This is a genomic window from Stenotrophomonas sp. 116085_Sma (assembly GCF_056479585.1).
The window spans coordinates 2,019,623-2,044,493 of record NZ_CM151057.1; the positions used below are offsets into that span (position 1 = coordinate 2,019,623).

Here is a 24,871-nt window from a genome sequence, read left to right on the forward strand (position 1 = left end):
TTCAAGAATTGGCGTCCCCACGGGGATTCGAACCCCGGTCGCCACCGTGAAAGGGTGATGTCCTAGGCCTCTAGACGATGGGGACGCACGAAAACTTCAAGTTGTAGATGCTTCGACGGCCTAATGTCGAAGTGGTGGAGCCAAGCGGGATCGAACCGCTGACCTCCTGCATGCCATGCAGGCGCTCTCCCAGCTGAGCTATGGCCCCATTAAACTCCGGATGATCTGCCGGGAGCAGAGTCCGTTTTGAAACTGGCGTCCCCACGGGGATTCGAACCCCGGTCGCCACCGTGAAAGGGTGATGTCCTAGGCCTCTAGACGATGGGGACGCACGAAAAACTTCAAGTTGTAGAACTTTCGACGGCCTAATGTCGAAAGTGGTGGAGCCAAGCGGGATCGAACCGCTGACCTCCTGCATGCCATGCAGGCGCTCTCCCAGCTGAGCTATGGCCCCGTGTTACCGAGCCGCCTATCATACCTGCGTGTTCACGTTTGTGGAAGCTTTTTTTGAACTTTTTTCGTTCCGGTTTAACCGTAGCCACGGGGGCAGGGGAACCGCAACGCCACAACCTGAATGCCGGTAGGCGGTGAACAAAAAAGACCCGGTTATCGGCCGGGTCCTCGTTGTTCGTGATGAGTGGCGTCCCCACGGGGATTCGAACCCCGGTCGCCACCGTGAAAGGGTGATGTCCTAGGCCTCTAGACGATGGGGACGCAATTCTCATCAATGTTCTGTAGCGACCTTTCGACGGCCTAATGCCGAAAGATTGGTGGAGCCAAGCGGGATCGAACCGCTGACCTCCTGCATGCCATGCAGGCGCTCTCCCAGCTGAGCTATGGCCCCACGTCGCTGAGGAGCGAAATAATAGCCTTGCCCCAGGGGGTTGGCAAGCATTTGTTGCACTTTTCTTCACGTGCGTTGCAATGTCGATCTGCCCCAGGGATGTCTATGCGTTGTCGTCGGTCAGCGCCGCCAGGATCGGGCATTGGTCGAGCGTGCCGTGACCGGGGCATGCATCGACCAGCTGCGAAAGCGCGGTATGCATGCGCTGCAGTTCGGCCATCCGTTGTGCAATGTCCTGCAGGCGGGCCTGGGCGGTGTCGCGCACGCTTCCCATGTCCTGCCGGTGGTGATCGCTGAGCGCCAGCAGTTCGCCGATTTCCTCGAGGCTGAAGCCCAGCGCTTTGGCGCGGCGGATGAAGCGCAACCGGCGCAGGTCCGGCTCGCCGAAGATGCGGTAGCCGCCAGCCGAGCGCGCCGCTGTCGGCAGCAGCTGCTGCCGCTCGTAATAGCGGACCGTATCGATCGGCACGCCCGCCTGGCGGGCCAGTTGTCCAATGTTCATGGCAGTTTTCCAGCGGATCCTGCCGATCATTGTGAAGCCTGGAGTCTGGTCTAGAGTCAAGGCTTGAGCCCGGCGCGCGCATTCAGCCCACTTTGCAACTTTCTTCATAGCCCCGCAGATGGGCCTGTTCCTACCCTTCGCCTGAACCGGCCGTTCGATGGCCTGCAACGAACCGAGGAGGTGGTCTGTGGAGGGAGTCAGGAACGAAGCATTCGTCGAGGTTGCGGTGGTCGAATACCCGGGAGGGGACCCCTCCGCCGCCTCGGTGCTGGCCGAAATGGCCCACGTCGCAAACCGCCTGGCCCAGCAGCAGCGCCGACCGTTCAAGCGTGTGCTTGTCACCCGCTGGATCGTGCCCGCCAGCCAGACCGGTGTACATCGCATCGCGGGTGCTGAAATGCTTGACGCCGCCATTCCTGCGGTAATCGCGGTTCCCGGCCAGATCAGCCCTGGAGCCTGCCTGCGCGCCGAGGAGGTCCTGCTGGACTGGTTGCGGGCCCACTATGACGGTGGCAGCCTGCTGGCTGCCGCCAGCGATGGGGTCGGCGTGCTGGCCCGTGCGGGACTGCTGGCTGGAAGAACGGTCAGCGGCCCCGATCTGGGGCGACATCCAGGGTTGCAGGCGCAGGCGGTGAGCTGGGTCCCCAGTGAGCGGGCGCTGGTCGACGACGGTGATCTGCTGACGGTCGGCGGATCGCAGGCCTGGCGGTTCCTCGGCCTGCGTCTGCTGTACCGGCTGCACGGGCAAGGCGTGGCGAGCGCGGTCGCGCAACAGCTCGGGATCGTCGTGCCCGCGGGGATCCAGCAGGATCTTGAGCGGTTCAGTGCCAACTTCGCCCACGGTGACCGCGACGTACTGAAGGCCCAGCGCTGGCTGCATACCACTGCGGCACGAGGAGCCACGCTGGCCGCAATCTGCGAAGTTTCCGGATTGGAACCGCGAACCTTGCAGCGGCGCTTCCTCCGGGCGACCGGTCTGCGGCCGATCGAGTACTGCCAACGGCTGCGCATTGCCAAGGCGCAGACCCTGCTGCAGCAGGGCGCAGGCATCGAAGAGGTGGCCTGGGGTGTGGGCTACGCTGATCAGAGCGCGTTCCGGCGTCTGTTCCTCCGCATCGTGGGCATGACACCGGCCAACTATCGTCGCCACGTCAACTGCAAGCGGCGGGAGCGGCCGTTGATGCCGTCGGTGGCCGGAAGCCTGCGTGGCCTGCAGACGCCCCCCGGCATGCAGTTGGGGCGGAGTGCGGCCTGATGACAGGCGGCGGGCGAGCGCTTGCAACCTGGGCGCGACGCTTTGACCATGCAGGCAAGTGCAACTTGAACAGGTGGGCTGATGTCGAGTGTTGGACCGGTACCGATGCCGGTGGTGTTGATCCTCATGTGCACGTTGCTGGCCATGATCGTTGCCCGTCTTTGGCCGCGCAGGGCAGCAGGAATGCCGCTGCCGTCGGCAGCAAGCATGGTGCTGGACATGCTGCTGATCGGCCTGCTGTGTGGTCGTATCAGTTTTGTGGTGCTGAATTTTGCGCTCTATCGATCGGAACCCTGGAGTATTCTGCAGGTCACCGATGGTGGCTATCACCTGACGGTGGTGCTGGTGGCCGGGCTGGCGTGGGGATCATGGCGTCTGCGGCCGTGGCGTCAGTTGCGTGCACCGGTACTGACAAGCGCACTGGTGGGTGTGCTGCTCTGGGCCGCTGGTGGTCAGCTGCTGTCGGCCTGGCAGGAGCGGCAGATGCCATTGCCGACGCTGCAGTTCGCGGACCTGCAGGGCGGAACGGTTGATCTGCAGCAGTTCCGGGGCAGGCCGGTGGTGCTGAACCTGTGGGCCACATGGTGCGGCCCCTGCCGACGGGAGATGCCGGTGCTCGCAGCGGCACAGCAGGCACATGGCAACGTGCAGTTCGTATTCCTCAATCAGGGCGAAACCCTGGATGAAGTCCAGGTCTTTCTTGCCGGTGAGCGACTGATGCTGGGCAATGTGCTGCTGGATGATGAAGCGGCTGCTTCAACAGTGCTGGGTGTGCAGGCTTATCCTTCGACATTCTTCTTCGATGCCGATGGGCGCCTGCGTGAATTGCACCTGGGCGAGCTGACCGCGGCCGGTCTTGAACACAAACTGCGCCGGCTGCGGTAGCCTGCGCGGGCATCTCACTACGGAGTTCCCATGTTGTCGACTTCCCTGCGCACCGCCCCGGCGGTGCTGTTGCTGCCGGTCATGCTGGCATTGGCCGCCTGCAGCCAGGCACAGACGCCGCCGGGCAAGGCCGCCGCGGCACCGGCGACGAGTGCCCCTGCCTCTGCCGCCAAAGGCGACCGTCCTGCAGTGCTGAAGGGCATCGAAAAGCACGGCTTCGAGGTCGTTGCCGAGTTCGATGCGCCGGGTGGCCTGCGTGGTTTTGCGGGTGTGGTGGGTGGTCAACAGCCTGCAGCGGCCTATGTCACTGCCGATGGCAAGCACGTGCTGGTGGGCAGCCTGTTCGATGCCGAAGGCAATGATGTGGCTGCCGAAGCGGTCGAAAAGCTGGTCGCCACACCGATGTCGGCCAAGATGTGGACCAAGCTCGAAGCCAGCGCATGGGTGCGTGACGGCAAGGCCGACGCGCCGCGCGTGATCTATACCTTCAGCGATGCCAACTGCCCCTACTGCCACAAATTCTGGGAAGCAGCGCGGCCGTGGGTCGATGCCGGCAAGGTGCAGCTGCGTCACATCATGGTGGGTGTGATCCGCGAGGACAGCCCGGCCAAGGCCGCCGCCATCCTCGCCGCGCGTGATCCGAGCGCGGCGCTGCTGGAGAACGAACACCAGTTCGACCGTGGCGGCATCAAGGCGCTGCCGAACATCAGCCGCGAGATCGCAGGCAAGCTTGATGCCAACCAGGTCCTGATGCTGGAGATGGGCTTCCAGGGCACGCCAGGCATCCTGTTCCAGGATTCACAGGGCCAGGTGCAGCGCCGCGCCGGACTGCCGCAGGGCGACGACCTGACGACGGTGCTCGGCCCGCGTTGATCCGTGCCGACATGTTGATGTAGCCCACAGGCCCGCATGGCGACATGCGGGCCTGTTGCGTTCTGTGCCCCAGGCGGACACAGCCGCTTGCGCATGACCTGTTCGAGCTCACGTCTGAATCGTGACTGAGATCAAGCATCGCGCCTTGATTCCAATCAAGGCCAAAAACGACAGGTGGATTAGCCTTTGACGCATGGAATACAGCGTCAACGCGCCATGGATGCCGCGCCAAGGCTGCCCTGATGCGGGCAGTGCGGCACAGCCATTCACGACACTCTCACTCCCTGCTTGTTACCCAGACCGCTGCGGTCGCCACCTCTCTGGCAGCGCGGCCTTGATGGAAGCGACATGGGTGCAGGCAGGGCAGTGTCATCGTCCTGTTGCCTGCCGCGCGCAGGCTGGCCGATGTCGTCGACGCAGTACCCGCATTTCCAGCAACGGCAACGCGAAGCCGGGGCGGCGCATGCGTGCGCTCCGGAACCGTGATGCGAGTGTTCGTCCGGGGAGGATGCAATGCGTTTGGCAGTACTGAGTCTGGCGTGTCTGGGGGCACTGGCGATCACGCCGGCGTACGCCCAACAGGGTGATGCGGGGGATGCGCAGGCATTGCGGCGTGAGATCGCCGCAATGCGCCAGGCGCTGGAAGGCATGCAGCAACGGCTGGACCGGCTGGAGCAGCGCGATGCTGTGCCTGCGCAGGCAACAGCCTTGCCTGAAACGGGGCCGATTGCCTCCGCTGCCCCTTCCGATGTGATCCATCGCACCCAAGTGCCGGGTGTGGCGCAACCGGTACTGCCGCAGCGCGATTCGGTCGCTGATCCGTCCACCGCGGCATCGCGACCGGACAGCGCCGCTGGTCCGACCGATCCAGACCTGAAGGGGTTCTTTGCGATCCCGGGCACCGATACCGTGATCCGCATCGGTGGCTACGCCAAGCTGGATGCCATCGCCGATTCGCGCGCGGCTGGCGACGAGGACCAGTTCATTCCCTCGTCGATGCCGGTGGGCGGCAGCCACCGCGATGTCTCCAACTTCAACATCCACGCCAAGCAGACCCGCTTCAGCTTCGAGGCGCGGCGCCCGACCACGCACGGCAACCTGCGCTTCTACCTGGAGAACGACTTCTTCGGCAGCAGCGACGGCTACGAGTTCCGCCTGCGTCATGCCTATGGCCAGCTCGGCAATACCTATGCCGGTTATGGCTATTCCAGCTTCATGGACCCGGACAGCCTGCCCGACACGCTGGATTTCGCCGGGCCCGGCGGCGCGGGCTATCTGCTGGTGGCCGGCATCCACCACAGCTTCGCGATGGGCAAGGGCAACACCCTGACCGTGGCGGCTGAAGACCCGAAGACCGAACTGGCCGGTGCCAGTGATGAGCGGGCTGCGGTGAACCGTCTGCCGGACGTAACCGTGACCGCACGCATGGAGCGTGACTGGGGCCACCTGCAGCTGGGCGCGGTGGCGCGCAACCTGGCCTATGACGGCGAAGGCGAGCGCGACCGGCGCATGGCAGGCGGCCTGCAGCTGAGCGGCTCGGCATCGGTGGGCGAGCGCGACCTGCTGCTGTTCGGTGCACTCGGTGGCCGCGGTCTCAGCCGCTACACCGCCGACCTGACCGGCTCCGGGCTGGACGCGGTGGTCGGTGCCGATGGCCGTCTCGACGCGCTGGACCTGCACGGCGGCTTCGTTGGCTACACCCATTACTGGTCCGGGCTGTGGCGATCGAACCTGATCTTCGGCCAGCTGACCCTGGAGCGTAACCCCGCATTGGCCGCCGACGCATTCCGGCAGAGCCGCTACGGCGTGTTCAACCTGATCTGGAGCCCGGCGCCCTCGTGGACCATGGGCATGGAGCTGCTGTACGGGCGCCTGGAACAGCAGGGCGGCGCGCGCGGCGACACCGTCCGGGTGCAGGGCAGCCTGCAATACAACTTCATCAAGTAAGCGCCAGCGGCGTTACGCCAGCGCAACCGTCCCCACGCCCGGCCGCACCGGGCTCATGCCAGTACAGGAGATTGTCATGGCAGAAGCAAAGAAAATCGGGGTGGTCGGAGCCACCTTCCTCGTCGCCGGCAACATGATGGGCTCAGGCGTGTTCCTGCTGCCCTCCAGCCTGGCCAAGATCGGTACCGCCTCGATCTGGGGCTGGCTGATCACCACCGCGGGCGCGCTGCTGCTGGCCTTCGTGTTCGCCAAGCTGGGCAAGCTGGCACCGAAGGCGGGCGGTCCGTACGCATACGCGCGTGACTGGTTCGGCCCGTACATGGGCTTCCAGACCAACACCATCTACTGGTTCGCCAACTGGATCGGCAACGTCGCCATCCCGATCGCGGCGGTCGGCTACTTCAGCTACTTTTTCCCGATCCTGTCCGAGCCGCTGGTGCGCTGCATCGCGGTGCTGATCCTGGTGTGGGCGCTGAGCTTCGCCAATGTGATCGGCCCGGCCTTCGTCAGCCGCGTGCAGACGGTCACCACCAGCTTTGCGCTGGTCCCGATCCTGGGCATCGCCATCTTCGGCTGGTTCTTCTTCGATGCCGATATCTTCAAGGGCGCCTACAACGTGTCCGGCGAGTCGAACTTCGGCGCGATCTCCAGCGCTGCGGCACTGACCCTGTGGGCGTTCATCGGCGTTGAATCGGCGTCGGTGACTGCGGGCGTGGTCGAGAACCCGGAAAAGAACGTGGCCCGTGCCACGCTGGCCGGCGTGTTCCTGGCCGCGATCGCCTACATCGCCAGTTCCTCGGTGATCATGGGCATGGTGCCCAATGGCGAGCTGCAGACCTCCGATGCCCCGTTTGCGCTGGCTGCGGCCAAGGCGGTGGGCGGTTGGGGCGGTGCGCTGGTCAGCCTGTGTGCCTTCATCGGTGCGGCAGGCTCGCTCGGCGGCTGGATCCTGCTGACCGCACAGAGCGCCAAGGCCGCCTCCGATGACGGCCTGTTCCCGAGCATTTTCAGCAAGACCAACAAGGACGACGTGCCGGTCAAGGGCGTGCTGATCGTGGCCGTGCTGATGACCCTGGCGGTGCTGGTCACCTCCACTTCGGAAACCGCGTCTGCCCAGTTCGACGTGATCACCTCGGCGGCGGTGGTGCTGACCCTGCTGCCCTACATCTACTCGTGCGTGGCCTGCTACTTCGTGGTCGAACGCTCGCACACGATCATCCATACCGGCGCGTTCTGGACGCTGACCAGCCTGACCGTCGTGTACTGCCTGTGGGCGATCTACGGCTCGTCGGGAACCATCGTGCAGTACGCGTTCCTGTTCGTGCTGTTCATCACCGTGTTCTATCCCTTCTTCAGCGAGGAGCGCCGCCAGCAGCGGCAGCGCGCCCGCGAGGCTTCGGCGATCAGTGCCGGCGCCCAGCGTTCCTGAGTTAGACAAGGAGAATCAACGTGTACTTCAAGTCCCTGGACTATCCGGTCATTGTCATCGACAACGACTACGAGTCGCCGCGCATCGGCGGCATCCTGATCCGTGCCCTGGTTGAAGAGCTGCGCAGCAATGACCAGCGGGTGCTGTGTGGCCTGAACCTGGACGATGCCCGTGCCGGTGCCCGAACCTACGTGGCGGCGTCGGCGGTGCTGATCTCGATCGACGGCAGCGAGGAAGTGGATGGCGAGTTCCAGCGCCTGACTGCGTTCCTGCGCGAGCAGAGCGCGCGCCGCGCCAACCTGCCGGTGTTCCTGTACGGCGAGCGCCGCACCATCGAGAAGGTGCCGAGCAAGCTGCTCAAGTACATCCACGGCTTCATTTTCCTGTTCGAAGACACCAAGAGCTTCATCTCGCGGCAGGTGATGCGCGCGGCCGAAGACTACATGAAGAACCTGCTGCCGCCGTTCTTCAAGGCGCTGATCCACCATGCGGCCGAGTCGAACTATTCCTGGCACACGCCGGGCCATGCCGGCGGCGTGGCGTTCACCAAGTCGCCGGTCGGTCGTGCATTCCACCAGTTCTACGGTGAGAACACCCTGCGCAGCGACCTGTCGATCTCGGTGCCGGAGCTGGGCTCGCTGCTCGACCACACCGGCCCGATCAAGGACGCCGAGAACGAAGCGGCACGCAACTTCGGTGCCGACCATACCTTCTTCGTGACCAACGGCACCTCCACCGCCAACAAGATCGTCTGGCACGGCACGGTGGCCCGCGGCGACGTGGTGTTCGTCGACCGCAACTGCCACAAGTCGCTGCTGCACGCGCTGATCATGACCGGCGCGGTGCCGGTGTACTTCACCCCCAGCCGCAACGCGCACGGCATCATCGGCCCGATCAGCCTGGACCAGTTCACGCCGGAATCGCTGCAGCAGCGCATCGCCGCCAACCCGCTGGCCAGCAAGGCCTACCAGGCTGGCTCCAAGCCGCGCATCGCGGTGGTCACCAACTCGACCTATGACGGCCTGTGCTACAACGCCGAGAAGATCGCCGACGAGATCGGCAGCGCGGTCGACTTCCTGCACTTCGATGAAGCCTGGTACGCCTATGCCGCGTTCCATCCGTTCTACGAGAACCACTACGGCATGGCGAAGGGCAAGCCGCGCGAGCAGGATGCGATCATCTTCACCACGCATTCCACGCACAAGCTGCTGGCCGCGTTCTCGCAGGCGTCGATGATCCACGTGCGCAATTCGGCGCAGCGCGACCTGGATGCCGAGCGCTTCAACGAGTCGTTCATGATGCACACCTCGACCAGCCCGCATTACGGGGTGATCGCGGCCTGTGATGTGGCGTCGAAGATGATGGAAGGCGACGCCGGCCGTTCGCTGGTGCAGGAAATGCATGACGAGGCGATCGCGTTCCGTCGCGCGATGCTGCACGTGCGTGACGACCTTGGCCGCGATGACTGGTGGTTCAGCGTGTGGCAGCCCACCAAGGTCGAACGCAGCCTGGACAAGGGCGATACGCCGGCACCGCTGGTGGCCAAGCGCGAGGAGTGGTACCTGCAGCCGGATGCGCACTGGCATGGTTTCGAGAACCTGGTCGACGACTATGTGCTGATCGACCCGATCAAGGTGACCCTGCTGACCCCGGGCCTGGCGATGGACGGCAGCATGGGTAAGCTGGGCATTCCGGCGGCGGTGCTGAGCAAGTTCCTGTGGGGCCGCGGCATCACTGTGGAGAAGACCAACCTGTACTCGGTGCTGTTCCTGTTCTCGATGGGTATCACCAAGGGCAAGTGGAGCACGCTGGTCACCGAACTGATGGCATTCAAGGAACTGTACGACCGCAACGCGCAGCTCAGCCAGGCACTGCCGTCGCTGGCGGCCGACTATCCGAACGCCTACGCTGGTTGGGGCCTGCGTGACCTGTGCGATGCGCTGCATGCGTTCAACCAGGAGTTCTCGGTGGCCAAGGTGATGCGCGAGATGTACGTGGACCTGCCGACGCCGGTGATGACCCCGGCCGATGCCTACAACCACCTCGTCAAGGGCGAGATCGAGCGGGTCGACATCGAGCAGCTCAGTGGCCGCGTCGCGGCGACCATGCTGGTTCCGTACCCGCCGGGCATTCCCACCATCATGCCGGGCGAGCGTTTCGGCGACAGTGACGAACCGATCATCCAGTCGCTGCGCATCGCCCGCGAGCAGAACGCGCGCTTCCCGGGCTTCGAGTCGGATGTGCACGGGCTGATCATCGAGCAGGACGGCGACGTGACATCGTACAAGGTGGAGGTGCTGAAGGCCTGACCGGCGACGGTCGGCCCTTTGGCGAACGATGGATACCGCGCGCGAGCAACGCATCCTGAAGTTCTCGATCGGGGTCACCATCGCGGTCAGCGCGGTCGGCTTCAGCGGTGGCCTGCTGGTGGGATCGCAGGCCATCCTGTTCGACGGCGTGTACAGCCTGGTCGACGTTGCCCTGACCCTGGTGTCATTGTCGGTGCTGCGACTGGTGGCGCGGGAACAGAGCCCGCGCTTCCAGTACGGCTACTGGCACCTGGAGCCGATGGTCGAGGCACTCGGTGGGGTGATCCTGTCGTTGGCCTGCGTCTATGCGCTGGCCAACGCGGTGATCGGTTTGACCACGGGCGGGCACGAAGTGAAGTTCGGGCCTGCGCTGTGGTGGGCAGCATTGCTGAGTGCCAGCAACCTGGCGATGGCCGCGTTCGTCGCGCAGCGTGCGCGGCGCCTGCGCTCGGCGTTGTTGTGGCTGGACGTGCGTGGCTGGCTGTTGGGTGGGCTGATGAGCCTGGCGGTGGTGCTGGCCTTCGTACTGGCACTGGCGTTGCACGGCGGCGAGTGGCACCACTGGGTGCCTTACCTTGATTCGATCGTGCTGGCATTGATCAGCCTGGCGGTGCTGCCGGTGCCGGCGCGCAGCGCCTGGAAAGCCATGCGCGAGGTGCTGCAGGTGGCCCCGGACGATCTGGACCGGCGCGTGCAGCAGGTGATGCAGGCGTTCGTGGCCGAGCACGGCTATGCCGGATTCACCAGCCATGTGGCGAAGATGGGGCGCATGCGGTTCATCGAGATCCATGTGCTGGCTGACCCGACGACGCCGTTGGGTTCGGTGGGCGCGGTCGATGCGATGCGCGACGAGATCGCGGTACGCCTGGATGCCCGTGGCGGCACGTTCTGGCTGACCATCGATTTCACCGCCGACCCGGCGTGGACGTAGCCCCGCTTCTTTGGCACCGGGGCCTCGCCCGGCCAGGTTCCGTTCCCCTGTAGAGCCGAGCCCATGCTCGGCTGCCGTTCGCATGGAGCAGCCGAGCATGGGCTCGGCTCTACAACTGCCGTTCGCATGGAGCAGCCGAGCATCGGCCCGGCGATACAGCACGCTGCGATCGTTGCGCATGGCGGACTGCTCTGTTGCGCGGGGTGTATTTGACCTCAACCCGGGTTGAGGTCGCAGACTGCCTCGCAGCTCCACAGCGCCTAGCGCAGGTAGTACTCCACCGGTACCACCAGTTCCTGAGGTGCCTTCAGTTCATCGGGAATTGGGGGGAGTGGCTGGGCGCGACGGAAGGTCTGCAGGGCTGCGTCATCGAGCATCGGCTGGCCACTGGACTGCTCCAGCCGCAGGGCCAGCAGGCGACCTTCGCGGTCGATGCTGGCCCTGACCCAGGCAGTGCCCTGCTGCCGGCGCGAGCGCGCGGCGGCGGGGTAATAGCGGTAACGTTCCAGCCGCGCCATCAGGCGGGCTTCCCACTGGTCGCTGGCGGCGCCGGCCTGGAAGTCTGCCGGTGGCGCGTCCGGAGCGGGCGGCGCGGCCGTGATCGATGCCGGTGCGGGACTTGCATCGGTCGCGGCCGCAGGCGGGGCGACCGGCACTGGCTGGCGGCCCGTGCCACCCGTTTCGCTGGCGGCCTGCTCTCCGTCGCGCGCCGCCGTAGACTTGGGCGGCGGCGGTGACTTCGTGGGCTGCGAGGCGCGGGCCTGCTGCGCCTGGCTGGGGGTTTCGGCCTGGCGCTCCTCTACCGGCTGTGGCGGCGTGGCCGGTGCCAGCAGGCGCAGGCTGATGCGCACGTCCTGCTCCGGCGGCGGCAGCATCGGCGGCATCGCGACCCAGTGCACCAACAGCAGCAGTGGCAGCAGATGCAGGACGACGGTGATCGCGATCGCCTGCCAGTGTTGGCCGCGCTCACTCATCGTCCAGCACCCACAGCAGATCGGCATCAGCTGCATCGACGGTTTCACCCGGTGAAGCCAATGCGATCACCAACGCAGGCGTATCCGGTGACAGGTAGCCCGGTACCCCGGTACCGCGCAGTACATGCCAGCGACCTGCTACCAGCAGCGCCGGTGCGGGCGCGTCGAGCAGCACCTGCGCCATGCGCGTGTCGCGGGCCTGTTGTACGGCCAGCATCCCTTCCAGCATCGGTGCCGCGTCTGCGTGCTGGGCCAGCACCACCGCCGACAGGCGCTGGCGGGCAGCGGCCACTGGGAATCGCACGCCCTCGGTCGAGGCCAGCAGCGCGTTGACCTCGGCACGCGACAGGTTGCCACCGAACAACGGCGTGCCTGCATCGGCAGCCTCCCGTACCAGCCCGCCATACGCGGCCCACGGCCAGCGCGCATCCCAGTCCAGCAGATCCTGCAGGCGTGCACCCTCGGCATGGGTGCCCCTGGCCAGCCAGCGCTGCACCCGTTGCAGGCGCGGCTGGCGCTCGCTGGCAATCATCTCCATCACCAGCGCGCCTTGCGGGCGCACCTGTTGCAGGGCATGCAGCAGCCAGCGCTGGGCCGCATGGTCTCCGGCGAGGTCATGGCGTTCACCCAGCAGCAGCCGCTGCGCATTGGCCGCACGCTGCACGAATGCGGCCTCGTCCAGATGCTGGCCGCTGGCCAGGTCGGTCACCGTGCCGGGCATCGACTGGGCGCCAGCCACGCCCGCCAGCGCCAGCAGGCACAGCGGCAACCAGCGACGGCTAGAACGCCACATTGATGCCCATCGAGACGGTGCGGCCACGGCCGTTGCCGCGGTCCAGGATCGGGCTGAAGATGCTGTCGATCGAGGCATTGTTGTCATAGGACTTGTTCTGCAGGTTTTCGATGTTCAGCCACAGCGTGGTATTGGCCTGTGGCTTGAATCTGGCGTAGAAGTCGAGCAGCACACCGGTGCCGCCGGTCTTGCGGGTCTGGAAGAAGTCGTAGCCTTCCTCGGTGGGCCCGGAGTATTCGGCGCGCAGGCCGGCCTGCACGCGCTGCTGCCACCAGCGGCCGCCCACGTCCAGCGTCCAGTAGCGGTCGGGCAGGGCGGTGATGTCTTCCAGGTTGACGAACTCGATGGCCGGTGCGCTGGTGCGCGAGCGGGTCCAGCTGAGCGTGGCGTGGTAGTGCTCACTGGCGTAGTGCGCTTCCAGCTCGATGCCGCGCATGCGTACAACGCCCGGGTGGTTCATCCAGCGCGTGGTGGTGGTGAAGTCGTCTGCATCCAGCACATCGGTCCAGGCATTGAGCTGCGGATCGCTGTCGATCGGCACCACGAACGGCTCCAGTTCCGGCGGATGCACGATCAGCAGGTACTGCGGCTTGATGTAGTCGCGGATGCGGTTGTCGAAACGGGTGATGCGCAGCTGCGCCAGGTCACCGTCGACCAGCAGCGAATCGGTGCTGAGGTTGGCACCGAACTGCAGGTTGCGTGAGCGCTCGCGGCGCAGGAACGGATTGGCACCTACGCCGTCGGCATCACTCATGCCCTCCAACGGGATCTTCTCGAAGAACATCTCCTGCACACGCGGCGGCCGCGAGGTGCGCGAGACTTCAGCGAACAGCTGCAGCCAGTCGGTGGCCTGCAGTGAGAGTGCCAGGCTGGGGCTGAGCGCGCGCTCGCTGCGGCGCACGTCGATGTCGCCGCCATGGATCTCCGTGCATTGGCCCGGCACGTCGGAACACACCGGGATATGGCCGCGGATGCCGTATCGATCCTGGCGCAGGCCAGCGGTCAGCGCGTAGATGTCGTATTGCAGTTCCAGGGTGCTGAACACACTGTCGAGCTTGCTGCGGCCCTGTGGGTTGGCACCGCGCAGGATAGGGGTGTCGGCCACGTAGATGTCCGACTGATGCTTGATGCCGGTGTTCCACCGCGCCTGCAGGGCGCCGATATCAAAGCGGCTGGTGTTGTCGACGGTCCAGCTGCTCAGGCTGCTGTGGGTGCGGCGGCCGATGTAGCTCGAATCCTCCACCGGCGGGTAGAACAGCCGGGTCTTGTTGCTGGCGAAGGTGGCACGCAGGTCGATCCATGGCGTATAGGGCGTGTAGTGGTAGCTGGCGCGCTGGTTGCGCGCGGAAATCTGCCACGGGTAATTGTGGTAGAAGTCGTTTTCGTAGCGCATGTGGCTCAGGTCCAGCCGATGCTGGTCGCTGGGCTGCAGGCGGGCTTTCAGCAGCCAGCTGCTGGGCTGCTGGCTGCCCGGGTCGGCAGCGTTCTTCTGCCCACGGGCGGTGGCGTATTCGCTGCTGCGGCTGCTGCTGGCAGCGGCCAGCAGGCCGAACTGGCGATCACCGCCGTCCTCGCTGTGGCGCCAGGCGCCGGCGAAGGTGCGGCCGCTGCCATAGCCGTTGTTGCCATGCCGGTAGCCCGCGCGCAGGCCCCAGTCGCGACCCTCGCCGAGCAGATCGTCGATATCGAGCGTGCGGAAGTTGGCACTGCCGGCCAGCGTACCAGCGCCGTCACCGCCAGCGACCGCACCGCGCTGCACGTCCACACCGGCCAGCAGGAACGGATCGACGTAGGCGAAGGGGCCACCCGAGCCATGGCCGGCATTGTTGCGGAAGGTCTGGGTGACACCGTCGATCATGGTGTTGACCCGGCCGGCACCGGTCATGCCGCGGATGTTGACCTGCAGGCCCGGTTGGCTGCGCGAATGGAAGCTGTGGGTACCGGGCATCGAGCGCAGCAGGCTGTTGCCGTCCTGGCGTTCGGCCATCGCCAAGCGCTCGCTACCGACAGTGGGTGCGAAGCCATCGTGGGTGGCCGGCACGTACTGGCTGGCTCCGCTGCCCGGTGCATTGCCGTGCGCGGTGTCGCCCTGCACACGCAGCGGGCCGGTGCGGCGGCTGCCGTCGCGGCGTTCGGCCGGCGCCGGCTCCAGGGTGGCGCGGCGTGCATGGATGAAGCGCGGACGCAGGCCGCTGCCGGCCAGCAGGTGCGACAGGGCCTGCGCATCGTCGAAGTCGCCGCGCAGCGCGGGCGCGGCATGACCGGCGGGAAGCGCCGCGCCGACGACCAGATCGATACCGGTCAGCCGGCTGTAGGCATCCAGTGCGGCAGGCAGTGGCTGGGCGGGCAGGTCATAGCTGCGCGTGGCGGCCTGTGCATGGGCACTGGTCGGCAGCAGTGGGACGGTGCCGGCGCAGGCCAGCGACAGGGCAAGGACAAGGGGGCGGGGGCACAGCATCGGGGGCTCCAGGGGTTGACGCAGAGCGTCGTCATCCTGGGTAGACGCGGAACGAGGGCCGATGTCAGGGTGCATCGCGTTGTTCCCGTCGCGGCGGCAGCCACACCTGCATTCCTGCGCCGATCCGCAGCACGCGCACATGCAGCTGCGCGGCCAGCTGGTCGCGGTTGCCGGCCGCATCATCAGCACTGCCGAGCAGAGTGACCGGCTGCTGGCGCAGGCGGGCGCCGACAATCCAGGTGCGCCCGCCATGCCAGCGATCCAGGCCCTGGGTGACCTCGGCGAGCGGAGCGGACACCCAATGCAGCCGTCGCTCGCGCCAGGCCATCGCACCTGCATCGGCGGCATGCGGCAGGGCCGCCGTCTTTCCGTCGAAGCGCAGCTGCTGCCCTTCGGTGGCCTGCAGGTTGCCGCTGCCGCCGTCCACGCGCACGCGATGCTCGGTGACCGTGACCACGCTGTCGTCACGCTGCACGGCCAGATCAAACGCGGTGCCCAGCGCGGTGACGGTACCGTGCGGTGTGTGTACCTGAAACGGTCGCGCAGCGTCGACGCTGACTTGGAACCAGGCCTGGCCGCGCTCCAGCTGCAGCTGGCGGCGCTGTGCGTCGATGCGGACATGCACTTCGCTGCCCGGCGACAGCAGTACATGCGAACCATCCGCCAGGGTTTCGTCACGGATCTCGCCGGACGCGGTGCGCAATACCTGCGCAGCAGGCGGTGAGGCATGGCGGCTGTACAGGCCGAGCGCACACAGCAGCAGCACCGCAAGGCCGGCTTCACCCAGGCGGCGGCGCTGCCGTCGTTGTTGTTGCCGCTGCAGGCTGGGCATCGTCGCACCGGCCTGCCACAGCTGCTGCAGGTGCAGGTACTGCGCGGCATGGCTTGGATCGGCCCGGCACCATTGCTCGAACGCGTTCTCGTCGCGGTCGCCGTCGTGCCCATCCAGCCACCAGCGGGCAGCTTCGCGCGCAATGGCCTCCTGGCTCATGCGCCGGGTACCTGCTGCAGGGCGACCAGGGCGCGCAGCAGATGGCCATGCGCGGTCTGCCGGCTGATGCCGAGCTGGCGGCCAATCTCGGCCAACGCCATCTGTTCCACGCGGGCCAGCAGGAACACCTGCCGCGCGCGCGGCGGCAACGCGGCGATGATGGCATCGAGATGGCGCAGCTGTTCGGCATCAAGCAGGCGCTGTTCCGGCAGGGGCGCAGGATCGGCGATGGCATGCAGCTGGGCATCCTCCAGCGCCTCTTCGCGACGACGCTGGCGTTGCCGATAGTGGTCGACGATCAGGTTGTGGGCAACGCGATACAGGTATGCACGGCCATTGCTCAGCAGACCGCTGGCGGCGACTTTGACGACACGCAGCCAGGTTTCCTGGACGACGTCATCGGCGTCGCTGCGTTGCGGGAGTTTACGGCGGACATGGGCGTGCAGCGGCCGGTAATGGGCCGCGCACAGATGCGCGACATCCGTCGGTTCGACAGGCGTGGACACGGGGCGGGCGACAACTGGGAAAGGGAACAGCCCGCGGCGGCAAGGGCAGCGGCTGCACCTTACAGCAAAAGAGAATCATTTTCATCTGTGACGCGAGGCCGCTGCGCTGGGTGGCCGATCAGCCCGCGCGGCTGGCGCTGCGCATCTCCAGCAGCAGGCGGTAGGCGGGAAAGGTGCGCAGCGCTGGATGCCGTTGCCTGTGGTAGGCATTCCAATAGCTTGCGGCACGCTGCATGCACCGTTCGAAGAAGGCGGCGTTCTCGCGGACCAGGGGGGCGTAAGCGGCCAGGCCGATCCTCCGGGCATGCTGGTCGATCGTCAGCGCGATCTCTTCGACGTACTCGTTGAGCAGCGCCAGGTGGAACGCCAGGACCCATGGCGCCGATGCCTGCCCCAATGCCTCAACGGCCCGTTGTCGCAGGAAGCCATCGGGATGCCGGGTGGCCAGGCACAGGCACAGCAGGCGCTGATCGCCCGGCAAGGAAGATGCCAGGCGTTCCAGTCGCGCGCCGTAGGCGTAGAGGCGATAGGGGAAGCGCAGTGCTTCCCCATCGATCAGCAGCTGGCAGTCGTTGCTGCTGGGCTGCGCCTGGATGCGATCGAGCCGTTGCTGAAGATCGCAGGCGATGCCGTGCAGGTGAGCAGGTACATCGAACATGGTGGGAGTATCGCCTGCACGAGGGAATACGTCAGCCTATGGCGGGTGCTGCGGCACACCGCTGCCGGCCAGCGGCCGGCACTACCGGGGCAGGTAGTCGCAGTGGATCTGCAGTGCTTCGGTCGGGTTGTGGTGCAGCTGGAAGCCGCACTGCTGCAGGCTGTGCTTCACCCGAGCGATCGCCTCGGCATGGCGGGCGACGCGGCGCGCCTGCCAGCCGGTTGGCGTGAAAACGCCTAGTGTCAGCAGCCGTAGACGCTGGCCGCGCAGCACCATGGAAACATCGACGTGACGGCCATCGATGTCGTGACCGTTGGCACCGAAGATGGCATCGACTTCATCGCGGCGCCGCGGGTAGCAGGTGCGGAACACCACGATGCCGAGCCGCCGTACCGCGCGGCGGAACCCGCCGAGGCGACTGTGGCGGGATTCGAAGCCGCGTGTGAGCAGCAGGCGCAGTTCAGCAGGCAGGCGTGCCTGCGCGTCGAGCAATCGTTGCAGCACCTCTGCTTCGATCTGGATATGGGTGGAGGGCCAGCGCGGGGCGACAAGCAGCCCGTGGTGGTTGCCGCGTTGCAGGGTCAGCATGGTGGAAGATTGGCATGCCGGAATGCCGTCGGGTAGTGCCGGCCAGCGGCCGGCACTACCATCGTCGGGTCAAATGTCGCGGTACTGGATCTGCGCGGCCAGCACACGCAGTCCGTCGGCATTGCTGGAGAGGATGCGCTCTTCGCCGCTCCCCTTCTGCCGCTTCAACTGGAAGCCCTGGTGGGCAGGCAGCTGCGCGGCGATGCTGTTCATGCGCTGCAGGGCATCGGGCCCGCTGCAATCAAAGTGGCCCCAGTAGGCGCCGTCGCGGTGGATCTGCAACCGGTAGTTCATCGCGGTATCTCCGGCAGGTCCTGCAGCCAGTGGTCGAACATCGCAGTGGCGGCTGCGGCCAGTGGTGCGCCATAGCGGCGTGCCTGCGCGCGCAGGTCGTTGGGGTCGATGCCGGCCTGGGCCAGCTCCAGCGTGTGGCCGATCAGCCAGCGCTCGAACTGGCGGGCATCCAGTTCCGGATGGCATTGCAGGGCCAACGCGTGCTGGCCGATGGCAAAGGCCTGGTGGCGGCAGGCTGGCGTGCTGGCCAGGCGACGTGCATCGGCTGGAAGCTCGAACGCTTCGCCGTGCCAGTGCAGTACCGGAATGCCCTGCAGTGCCTGCAGCGGCGAGCGCTGGCCCTCATCGGTGAGCAGCAGCGGCGCGAAACCGATCTCCTTGCCGCCACTGGGGGCAACGCTGGCACCCAGCGCACGCGCCATCAGCTGCGCGCCGAGGCAGATGCCCAGCGTGGGCCGCTGCTGCTGCAACCGCGCCTTCAACAGCGCGATGCTGTCGTTGAGGAACGGGTAAAGATCAACATCGTTGACGCTGATCGGCCCCCCCAGCACCACCAGCAGGTCAGCCGCTTCGGCCGGATCGAGTGCATCTACACCAGCCTGCAGCACCTGCAGTTGCCAGCCCTGCGCCGACAGCAGTGGCTGCAGGGTGCCGAGGTCTTCAAAGGCAACGTGTTGCAGGACAACCGCGTTCTTCATGCCGGGGCTCCGTTGTTCGGCCAGTAGAAGCTGTCCGGAGTGGCGCGGGCGCCGAAGATGGCCTGGCCGACGCGGACTACGGTGGCGCCTTCCTCGATGGCCACTTCGAAGTCCCCGGACATGCCCATCGACAGCTGCGACAGGTCGATGCCGGGTGGGGCGGTATGCTGCAGCTGGTCGCGCAGTTCACGCAGGCGCACGAAGCACGCGCGCACACGTTCGACTTCGGGAGCGAAGATGGCCAGGGTCATCAGGCCGCGCACGCGTAGCCTGTCGAAGACTGGCAGCTGCTGCACGAAGGTCTCGACGGCGTCGGGTTCCAGGCCGTACTTGCTGGGTTCCGCAGACGTGTTGACCTGGACGAATACATCCAGTGTGCGATTTTCCAGCTGCAGGCGCTGCTGCAGCGCCTCGGCTACGCGCAGGCTGTCCAGCGCCTGGAACTCGCTGGCAAAGCGCGCCACGTAGCGTGCCTTGTTGGTCTGCAGATGGCCGATCACCGACCAGTGCACGCCCAGGTCGGCCATTGTCTCGGCCTTGCGCTGTGCCTCCTGCACCTTGTTCTCGCCCAGTTCGTGGCAGCCGGCGGCCACCGCCATGCGGATGCGGGCGTCATCGACGGTCTTGCTGACTGGCAGCAGGCGCACGCTGGCCGGATCCCGGCCTACGCGGGCACAGGCATCGGCGATGCGTTGTCGCACCGTGACCAGGTTGGCGGCGATCTGTTCAACAGACTGGGCGACGGGCCAGTCGGCGGCGGCAAGGGGCATGCGGGCACCTCCAATGCAGGGCGGCCAGGGTGGGATACACTGGCACAGGACAAGAATTATTTTGGCATAGGACAAAATGAAAATCACCGGGCATAGCGCCGAGTCGATCTTCGACAGCATCCGCGATGGCATCGGCAAGGGCCGTCTGCCAGCCGGCAGCGTGCTGCCGCCGGTGCGCGATCTGGCCGACCAGCTGGGGGTCAATCGCAACACCGTGGCCGCCGCCTACAAGCGATTGGATGCGGCGGGCCTGGCCAGCACCGCGGGCCGGCGCGGCACGGTGGTGCGTGGCCTGCCGCCGACGCTGGCCCGCGAGGGCAGTGTGCCCGGGCTGGCCCTGCATGACCTGGCCGGTGGCAATCCGGACCCGCGCCTGTTGCCCAGTCTGCGCCTGGCGCCGGCCGCGCCACGGCTGTATGGCGTGGGCACGGTCGATCCGCGACTGCAAGCGTTGGCGCGGGCCTCGCTGGATGTGGACTGCCCCGAGGGCTATGCGCTGGAACTGACCCATGGCGCGGTCGATGGCATCGAACGCCTGCTGGCGGCGTGGCTGCTGCCGGGCGATCGCATCGCGGTGGAAGATCCATGCTTCCTCGGCAGCCTCAATGTGCTCAATGCTGTGGGCCACGCGCCGTTGCCGGTGGCGGTGGATGAACACGGCATGCAGGTCGAATCGCTGCGGCAGGCACTGGAGAGCGGCGCACGTGCGGTGCTGTTGACCCCACGGGCGCACAATCCGACCGGTGCCAGCCTGGATGCGAAGCGGGCACGCGCATTGCGCCAGCTGCTGGCCGCCTATCCGCAGGTGGCGGTGTTGATCGACGATCACTACGCACTGCTCTCGCAGCAGGCCTATCACTCGGTGCTGCCGCTGGATGGCCGGCGCTGGGCGCTGCTGCGCTCGCTGTCCAAGCCGCTGGGCCCGGACCTGCGGCTGGCCTGGCTGGCCTGCGATGAAGAGACTGCGATGCGGCTGCGGTTGCGGTTGGCGTCCGGTATTGGCTGGGTCAGTCACCTGCTGCAGGATGCGGCGACGTCGGTACTGGCGTCGGCGTCGCAACGGGCGAAGATCGTCTCGGCGGGGAAGTGTTACCAGCAGCGGTTGCAGTCGCTGCAGGAACTGCTGCGGGCGCGTGGCGTGCCGACGCCACAGCCGATGGAAGGATTGAACCTGTGGCTGCCGCTGCAGGCTGACAGCCATCCGCAGGTGCTGGCGCTGGCTTCGCGCGGATGGCATGTGCGCGCGGGCGAAGTGTTCGCGGTGGCAGCACCGGGGCATGGCCTGCGCCTCACCTGCGCGGCGCTGGGGGCGGCGCAGCTGCGGCAGCTGGCCGATGATCTGGCGGCGGTGTGTGGGGTGTAGCGTCGAGCCATGCCCGACGTTGCTTCGCCTTTGTAGAGCCGAGCCATGCTCGGCTGCTGTTGATAGAAGCAGTCGAGCATGGCTCGACTCTACACAAGCAGGTCAGGGCGCGGCGTTCGCGCCCGGGCGCACGTAGTAGGACTGGCCACTGTCATCGACAAACATCAGCTCCGGCTTGCCCTGCCAGGACGTGAGCATGGCGCCGGTGTTGTTCTGGTGCTTGACCATCAGGCTGGCGCCACGGTCCGGGTTGGCGACGACCTTGAAGACTTCGGTGGTGCCGGTGGCATCGTCCAGAGTGAGCAGGGCTTCGCCGCCGCGGTCGCTGGTGCCATAACCGCCGCGCTCGGAACCGTCGGGCCCAAGCAGGATCAGGCCGGACAGCGCGGTGGCACGCGGGCCTTGGGTGCGGCCCTTGCTGAGGGGGTCCGGCACCGGCGCACCAAGGATCACCCGCGGCTGGCCGCCTGCGTCGTGGATGACGAGGCCGCGCGCTTCGATGATCCGCTCTGGCGATTGGCTGCGATGCAGGCTCCAGGCGGTCCAGCCGGAAACGAGCAGGGCAAGGGTCGAGACCACCAGGGTGGTCAGCAGCAGCGCACGGGGCATCGGGTCGTCCTTCCTTGGATGTGCCGACGATAGCGGATGCCAGCGGGCAAAGGCCAGTTCGTTGTGTGACGATGTGTATCGTCAGTGGAAATCGCGGCTGTGGCTGCGCAGTCCCTGCAGCAGCTCATCCAGGCAATGCATGCGCTGCACGATGACATGCTGCACGCCATCAACGCGTTCCAGGCGGCCATCGATCTGCATCAGCTGGGTGTCGACCAGCACCCGGTGCTGGCGGTCGGCCAGGTGGCGCCAGACCACCGCATTGACCATGCCGGTCTCGTCCTCGAGGGTCAGGAAGGTAACGCCACTGGCGGTCTGCGGGCGCTGGCGCATGCGTACCAGGCCGGCGATGCGCACGCGGCGGCCATGGCCGTGCCCCGCCAGTTGTGCGGCATCCAGGCAGCCACGGCTGCGCAGCTGCGTGCGCAGGAACGAGATCGGATGGCGGCCGAGGGTGGTGCCGGTGCTGCGGTAATCGGCCTGCATGTCGTCCCATGCGCTGGGCAGGGGCAACGGCACGCGGGCCTCGACGGTGGCACGCGCCTGGTCGAACAACGGCAATCGGTTCTCCACGCCGGAGATATCCCAGCGTGCGCGATGGCGATGGCCGCTGAGCCCACGCAGCGCACCGGCATCGGCCAGCAGGCCCTGGTGGCGGCGGTCCAGGGCGGTGCGCTGGCACAGGTCGCCGACGTCCTCGAACGGCCGCCGCGCGCGCTCGCGCATGATGGCCTGCACGGCCGCTTCGTTGCAGCCGTCGATCAGGCGCAGGCCGAGCCGGATCGACGCCGCGCCCTTGCTGAAATCCAGGGTGCAGTCCCAGTCGCTGTGGCGCACGTCCACCGGCAGCACGCGGATGCCATGGCGGCGTGCGTCCTGCAGCAGTTGATCGGGGCTGTAGAACCCCAACGGCTGGCTGTTGATCAGGCTGGCGGTGAACGCGGCCGGGTGGTGGCACTTCAGCCAACAGCTGGCATAGGTGAGCAGGGCGAAGCTGGCGGCGTGGCTTTCCGGGAAACCGTAATCGCCGAAGCCCTTGATCTGCTCGAACAGGTGCTCGCCATACTCGCGGCTGAAGCCGTTCTTCAGCATGCCGGACAGCAGCTTCTCGCGATGCGGTTCCAGCCCGCCACGGCGTTTCCAGGCCGCCATCGAGCGGCGCAGCGCATCGGCCTGGCCTGGTGTGTAATCGGCAGCCACCACCGCCAGCTGCATTACCTGTTCCTGGAACAGCGGCACGCCCAACGTGCGTGCGAACACGCGTTCCAGCCGTGATGGATAGAGCGGATTATCCGGATCGTTCAGCGCATCCGGGCCTTGCTCGCGCAGGATCCTTCGCCGCTCCAGATAGGGGTGCACCATGTCACCCTGGATCGGGCCGGGACGCACGATCGCCACTTCGATCACCAGGTCATAGAACTCGCGTGGCTGCAGGCGTGGCAACATGGCCATCTGCGCGCGCGACTCGATCTGGAATACGCCGATGGTGTCGGCGGCGCAGATCATGTCGTAGGTCGGACCGTCTTCATCGGGGATCGCATCCATGCGTCCTTCGTGCAGGCCGTGCTGCTTGAGCATCGCCAGGCACTTGCGGATGGCGGTGAGCATGCCCAGTGCCAGGCAGTCGACCTTCATCAGGCCGGTGGCATCCAGGTCGTCCTTGTCCCACTGGATGACGGTGCGATCGGCCATCGCCGCGTTCTCTACCGGTACCAGCGTCGACAGCGGATGTTCGGAGATCACGAAACCACCCGGGTGCTGCGACAGGTGGCGCGGGAAGTCGATCAGTTCGGCAGTCAGTGCCAGCAGTCGCCGCATCAGCGGTGTGTCCGGATCGAAGCCGCGCTCGCGCAGGGTCTCCGGCAGCGGTACATGACCGCCCCAATGGTCCATCGCCGCACCCAGTTCGTTGACCTGGTCCATCGGCAGGCCGAGTGCGCGGGCCACGTCGCGGATCGCGCTGCGGCCACGGTAACTGATCGCCACTGCGGTCAGCGCAGCACGTTCGCGGCCATAGCGCTTGAACACGTACTGCAGCACCTCTTCGCGGCGCTCGTGCTCGAAGTCGATGTCGATATCCGGCGGCTCGTCGCGCTCGGCGGAGATGAAGCGTTCGAACAGCAGGTTGCTGCGCGCAGGATCGATCTCGGTCACGCCCAGCACGAAGCACACCGCCGAGTTGGCCGCCGAGCCACGCCCTTGGCAGAGGATGTCCTGGCTGCGGGCGAAGCGCACGATGTCATGCACGGTAAGGAAGTAGGAGGCGTAGTTTTTCTCCCGGATCAACGCCAGCTCATGTTCGATCTGCTTGCGCTGTGCGTCCTTGATGCCTTCTGGCCAACGCCAGGGAATCTTTTCTTCGACCAGCTCGCGCAGCCAGCTGTCCGGGTCATGCCCCTCCGGCACCAGTTCGCGCGGGTAGGTGTACTGCAGCTGCTCGAGGGTGAAGTGACAGCGTTCTGCGATGCGCAGGGTCTCGGCCAGCAGTTCGGGCGGGTACAACTGGGCCAGTGCGCTGCGCGGGCGCAGGTGGCGCTCGCCGTTGGGAAACAGGCGCCAGCCGGCTTCGGCCACGCTGCAGCGATGGCGGATCGCGGTCAGCGTGTCCTGCAGGGCGCGGCGGCGTCGCACGTGCATGTGCACATCGCCACTGGCGACCAGCGGCAGGTGATGGCGTTCGCCGAAGGCCTGCAGCTGCTGCAGGCGGCGTGCGTCGTCGTGTTCGTGGTGCAGTTCCACCGCCAGCCACAGTCGATCATTGAAGCCGGCGCGCAGCAGTTCCAGATCGGTGGCGGCCGGTTGCCGGTCCAGCCACAGGCACAGCAGGCCGTCGGGCAGGCCGAGCAGGTCCTCGCGCAGGCAACGGTACTCGCCCTTGGCCGCGCGCCGCCGGCAGGTAGTGATCAACTGGCACAGCCCGGCATAGGCGGCCTGGTCGGTGCACAGCAGGGCCAGCTTGGGTCCGTCCTCGACCTGGAATTCGGCACCGACGATCAGCGCCACGCCATGCGCCTTCGCCGCCTGCCAGGCACGCACGATGCCGGCCAGCGAGCATTCGTCGGTGATCGCCAACGCGCGGTAGCCCTGGCCGGCGGCGCGCGCGAACAGCTCTTCGGCGATCGAAGCACCACGCTGGAAACTGAAGGCTGACAGGCAGTGCAGTTCGGCGTAGCCGGGCAGTTCGCTGTGCATGG

Annotated in this window: 21 protein-coding genes and 6 tRNA genes; 8 read left to right on the forward strand and 19 right to left on the reverse strand. The window is 66.5% G+C overall.

The window, feature by feature from the left end:
• Nucleotides 1-9: 9 nt before the first annotated feature.
• The 7 genes from ACZK0Z_RS09515 to ACZK0Z_RS09545 form a co-directional block, all read right to left on the reverse strand.
• A tRNA-Glu gene (locus tag ACZK0Z_RS09515) sits at nucleotides 10-85 on the reverse strand.
• 47 nt (nucleotides 86-132) lie between these two features.
• Nucleotides 133-208: transfer RNA gene (locus ACZK0Z_RS09520), tRNA-Ala, on the reverse strand.
• 45 nt (nucleotides 209-253) lie between these two features.
• Nucleotides 254-329 (reverse strand) — tRNA-Glu (locus tag ACZK0Z_RS09525).
• Between the two features lie 49 nt (nucleotides 330-378).
• Nucleotides 379-454: transfer RNA gene (locus ACZK0Z_RS09530), tRNA-Ala, on the reverse strand.
• A 184-nt stretch (nucleotides 455-638) separates the two neighbouring features.
• Nucleotides 639-714, reverse strand: a tRNA-Glu gene (locus ACZK0Z_RS09535).
• Between the two features lie 54 nt (nucleotides 715-768).
• A tRNA-Ala gene (locus ACZK0Z_RS09540) sits at nucleotides 769-844 on the reverse strand.
• A 103-nt stretch (nucleotides 845-947) separates the two neighbouring features.
• Nucleotides 948-1,346, reverse strand: a complete 399-nt coding sequence (locus tag ACZK0Z_RS09545) for a heavy metal-responsive transcriptional regulator (protein WP_099553175.1) — start codon at nucleotides 1,344-1,346, stop codon at nucleotides 948-950.
• Between the two features lie 187 nt (nucleotides 1,347-1,533).
• Here ACZK0Z_RS09545 and ACZK0Z_RS09550 point away from each other — a divergent pair, with 187 nt between their 5' ends.
• From ACZK0Z_RS09550 to ACZK0Z_RS09580, 7 genes are all read left to right on the forward strand, one after another.
• Complete coding sequence (locus ACZK0Z_RS09550; RefSeq protein ID WP_100443815.1) at nucleotides 1,534-2,601, forward strand: GlxA family transcriptional regulator; 1,068 nt, start codon at nucleotides 1,534-1,536, stop codon at nucleotides 2,599-2,601.
• 81 nt (nucleotides 2,602-2,682) lie between these two features.
• Nucleotides 2,683-3,486, forward strand: a complete 804-nt coding sequence (locus ACZK0Z_RS09555) for a TlpA disulfide reductase family protein (protein WP_197632114.1) — start codon at nucleotides 2,683-2,685, stop codon at nucleotides 3,484-3,486.
• A 30-nt stretch (nucleotides 3,487-3,516) separates the two neighbouring features.
• Nucleotides 3,517-4,359: a thiol:disulfide interchange protein DsbG gene (dsbG, locus tag ACZK0Z_RS09560; protein ID WP_049430550.1), complete on the forward strand. Its 843-nt coding sequence runs from the start codon at nucleotides 3,517-3,519 to the stop codon at nucleotides 4,357-4,359.
• A 513-nt stretch (nucleotides 4,360-4,872) separates the two neighbouring features.
• Nucleotides 4,873-6,306 carry a DcaP family trimeric outer membrane transporter gene (locus ACZK0Z_RS09565; protein WP_049430548.1) on the forward strand — a complete coding sequence of 478 codons (1,434 nt, stop codon included), beginning with the start codon at nucleotides 4,873-4,875 and terminating at the stop codon, nucleotides 6,304-6,306.
• 76 nt (nucleotides 6,307-6,382) lie between these two features.
• Complete coding sequence (adiC, locus tag ACZK0Z_RS09570) at nucleotides 6,383-7,735, forward strand: arginine/agmatine antiporter (protein ID WP_049430545.1); 1,353 nt, start codon at nucleotides 6,383-6,385, stop codon at nucleotides 7,733-7,735.
• A 20-nt stretch (nucleotides 7,736-7,755) separates the two neighbouring features.
• Nucleotides 7,756-10,044 carry an Orn/Lys/Arg family decarboxylase gene (locus ACZK0Z_RS09575; RefSeq protein WP_197632113.1) on the forward strand — a complete coding sequence of 763 codons (2,289 nt, stop codon included), beginning with the start codon at nucleotides 7,756-7,758 and terminating at the stop codon, nucleotides 10,042-10,044.
• A 28-nt stretch (nucleotides 10,045-10,072) separates the two neighbouring features.
• Nucleotides 10,073-10,975 (forward strand): cation diffusion facilitator family transporter, encoded by a 903-nt coding sequence (locus ACZK0Z_RS09580; protein WP_049430542.1) that lies wholly within the window; start codon nucleotides 10,073-10,075, stop codon nucleotides 10,973-10,975.
• Nucleotides 10,976-11,235: 260 nt separating this feature from the next.
• Here the strand turns inward: ACZK0Z_RS09580 and ACZK0Z_RS09585 are convergent, their stop codons facing one another.
• From ACZK0Z_RS09585 to ACZK0Z_RS09630, 10 genes are all read right to left on the reverse strand, one after another.
• The gene (locus tag ACZK0Z_RS09585) at nucleotides 11,236-11,949 is read right to left on the reverse strand and encodes an energy transducer TonB family protein (RefSeq protein ID WP_100443816.1); all 714 of its coding nucleotides are present in this window, start codon (nucleotides 11,947-11,949) and stop codon (nucleotides 11,236-11,238) included.
• Nucleotides 11,942-12,742, reverse strand: coding sequence for a ChaN family lipoprotein (locus tag ACZK0Z_RS09590; RefSeq protein WP_049429231.1), 801 nt, complete (start codon nucleotides 12,740-12,742; stop codon nucleotides 11,942-11,944). Before ACZK0Z_RS09590 ends, ACZK0Z_RS09585 begins: the two co-directional genes overlap by 8 nt.
• Nucleotides 12,729-15,200: a TonB-dependent receptor gene (locus tag ACZK0Z_RS09595; protein WP_459004743.1), complete on the reverse strand. Its 2,472-nt coding sequence runs from the start codon at nucleotides 15,198-15,200 to the stop codon at nucleotides 12,729-12,731. The genes ACZK0Z_RS09590 and ACZK0Z_RS09595 overlap by 14 nt, the downstream gene beginning before the upstream one ends.
• A 64-nt stretch (nucleotides 15,201-15,264) precedes the next feature.
• Entirely contained in the window at nucleotides 15,265-16,191 is a 927-nt protein-coding gene (locus ACZK0Z_RS09600; RefSeq protein WP_197632111.1) for a FecR family protein, read from the reverse strand.
• Nucleotides 16,188-16,697 carry an RNA polymerase sigma factor gene (locus ACZK0Z_RS09605; protein ID WP_049427146.1) on the reverse strand — a complete coding sequence of 170 codons (510 nt, stop codon included), beginning with the start codon at nucleotides 16,695-16,697 and terminating at the stop codon, nucleotides 16,188-16,190. The genes ACZK0Z_RS09600 and ACZK0Z_RS09605 overlap by 4 nt, the downstream gene beginning before the upstream one ends.
• Nucleotides 16,698-16,815: 118 nt before the next feature.
• Nucleotides 16,816-17,355: a hypothetical protein gene (locus tag ACZK0Z_RS09610; RefSeq protein WP_197632110.1), complete on the reverse strand. Its 540-nt coding sequence runs from the start codon at nucleotides 17,353-17,355 to the stop codon at nucleotides 16,816-16,818.
• Nucleotides 17,356-17,436: 81 nt separating this feature from the next.
• The gene (locus tag ACZK0Z_RS09615; protein ID WP_197632109.1) at nucleotides 17,437-17,943 is read right to left on the reverse strand and encodes a hypothetical protein; all 507 of its coding nucleotides are present in this window, start codon (nucleotides 17,941-17,943) and stop codon (nucleotides 17,437-17,439) included.
• A gap of 69 nt (nucleotides 17,944-18,012) precedes the next feature.
• The gene (locus ACZK0Z_RS09620) at nucleotides 18,013-18,237 is read right to left on the reverse strand and encodes a hypothetical protein (protein ID WP_197632202.1); all 225 of its coding nucleotides are present in this window, start codon (nucleotides 18,235-18,237) and stop codon (nucleotides 18,013-18,015) included.
• Nucleotides 18,234-18,935, reverse strand: coding sequence for a glutamine amidotransferase (locus tag ACZK0Z_RS09625; protein WP_197632203.1), 702 nt, complete (start codon nucleotides 18,933-18,935; stop codon nucleotides 18,234-18,236). The genes ACZK0Z_RS09620 and ACZK0Z_RS09625 overlap by 4 nt, the downstream gene beginning before the upstream one ends.
• The gene (locus ACZK0Z_RS09630; protein WP_049427141.1) at nucleotides 18,932-19,705 is read right to left on the reverse strand and encodes a YggS family pyridoxal phosphate-dependent enzyme; all 774 of its coding nucleotides are present in this window, start codon (nucleotides 19,703-19,705) and stop codon (nucleotides 18,932-18,934) included. Before ACZK0Z_RS09630 ends, ACZK0Z_RS09625 begins: the two co-directional genes overlap by 4 nt.
• 76 nt (nucleotides 19,706-19,781) lie before the next feature.
• Between ACZK0Z_RS09630 and ptsJ the strand changes: the two genes are divergently transcribed.
• Nucleotides 19,782-21,068, forward strand: a complete 1,287-nt coding sequence (gene ptsJ, locus ACZK0Z_RS09635; protein WP_049427140.1) for a MocR-like B6 salvage transcription factor PtsJ — start codon at nucleotides 19,782-19,784, stop codon at nucleotides 21,066-21,068.
• Between the two features lie 102 nt (nucleotides 21,069-21,170).
• Here the strand turns inward: ptsJ and ACZK0Z_RS09640 are convergent, their stop codons facing one another.
• Both ACZK0Z_RS09640 and ACZK0Z_RS09645 read right to left on the reverse strand, forming a co-directional pair.
• The gene (locus ACZK0Z_RS09640; protein WP_197632204.1) at nucleotides 21,171-21,677 is read right to left on the reverse strand and encodes a hypothetical protein; all 507 of its coding nucleotides are present in this window, start codon (nucleotides 21,675-21,677) and stop codon (nucleotides 21,171-21,173) included.
• Nucleotides 21,678-21,758: 81 nt separating this feature from the next.
• A complete protein-coding gene (locus ACZK0Z_RS09645) occupies nucleotides 21,759-24,869 on the reverse strand; it encodes an error-prone DNA polymerase (RefSeq protein WP_197632205.1) in 3,111 nt (1,036 codons plus the stop codon).
• Nucleotides 24,870-24,871 lie beyond the last annotated feature (2 nt).

Coding starts and splice junctions, on each gene's coding strand:
- ACZK0Z_RS09620 (WP_197632202.1), bottom strand. CDS start 18,237: ATGAACTACCGGTTGCAGATCCACCGCGACGGCGCCTACTGGGGCCAC.
- dsbG (WP_049430550.1), top strand. CDS start 3,517: ATGTTGTCGACTTCCCTGCGCACCGCCCCGGCGGTGCTGTTGCTGCCG.
- ACZK0Z_RS09630 (WP_049427141.1), bottom strand. CDS start 19,705: ATGCCCCTTGCCGCCGCCGACTGGCCCGTCGCCCAGTCTGTTGAACAG.
- adiC (WP_049430545.1), top strand. CDS start 6,383: ATGGCAGAAGCAAAGAAAATCGGGGTGGTCGGAGCCACCTTCCTCGTC.
- ptsJ (WP_049427140.1), top strand. CDS start 19,782: ATGAAAATCACCGGGCATAGCGCCGAGTCGATCTTCGACAGCATCCGC.
- ACZK0Z_RS09595 (WP_459004743.1), bottom strand. CDS start 15,200: ATGCTGTGCCCCCGCCCCCTTGTCCTTGCCCTGTCGCTGGCCTGCGCC.
- ACZK0Z_RS09600 (WP_197632111.1), bottom strand. CDS start 16,191: ATGAGCCAGGAGGCCATTGCGCGCGAAGCTGCCCGCTGGTGGCTGGAT.
- ACZK0Z_RS09640 (WP_197632204.1), bottom strand. CDS start 21,677: ATGCCCCGTGCGCTGCTGCTGACCACCCTGGTGGTCTCGACCCTTGCC.
- ACZK0Z_RS09645 (WP_197632205.1), bottom strand. CDS start 24,869: ATGCACAGCGAACTGCCCGGCTACGCCGAACTGCACTGCCTGTCAGCC.
- ACZK0Z_RS09610 (WP_197632110.1), bottom strand. CDS start 17,355: ATGTTCGATGTACCTGCTCACCTGCACGGCATCGCCTGCGATCTTCAG.
- ACZK0Z_RS09580 (WP_049430542.1), top strand. CDS start 10,073: ATGGATACCGCGCGCGAGCAACGCATCCTGAAGTTCTCGATCGGGGTC.
- ACZK0Z_RS09545 (WP_099553175.1), bottom strand. CDS start 1,346: ATGAACATTGGACAACTGGCCCGCCAGGCGGGCGTGCCGATCGATACG.
- ACZK0Z_RS09590 (WP_049429231.1), bottom strand. CDS start 12,742: ATGTGGCGTTCTAGCCGTCGCTGGTTGCCGCTGTGCCTGCTGGCGCTG.
- ACZK0Z_RS09565 (WP_049430548.1), top strand. CDS start 4,873: ATGCGTTTGGCAGTACTGAGTCTGGCGTGTCTGGGGGCACTGGCGATC.
- ACZK0Z_RS09585 (WP_100443816.1), bottom strand. CDS start 11,949: ATGAGTGAGCGCGGCCAACACTGGCAGGCGATCGCGATCACCGTCGTC.
- ACZK0Z_RS09615 (WP_197632109.1), bottom strand. CDS start 17,943: ATGCTGACCCTGCAACGCGGCAACCACCACGGGCTGCTTGTCGCCCCG.
- ACZK0Z_RS09625 (WP_197632203.1), bottom strand. CDS start 18,935: ATGAAGAACGCGGTTGTCCTGCAACACGTTGCCTTTGAAGACCTCGGC.
- ACZK0Z_RS09555 (WP_197632114.1), top strand. CDS start 2,683: ATGTCGAGTGTTGGACCGGTACCGATGCCGGTGGTGTTGATCCTCATG.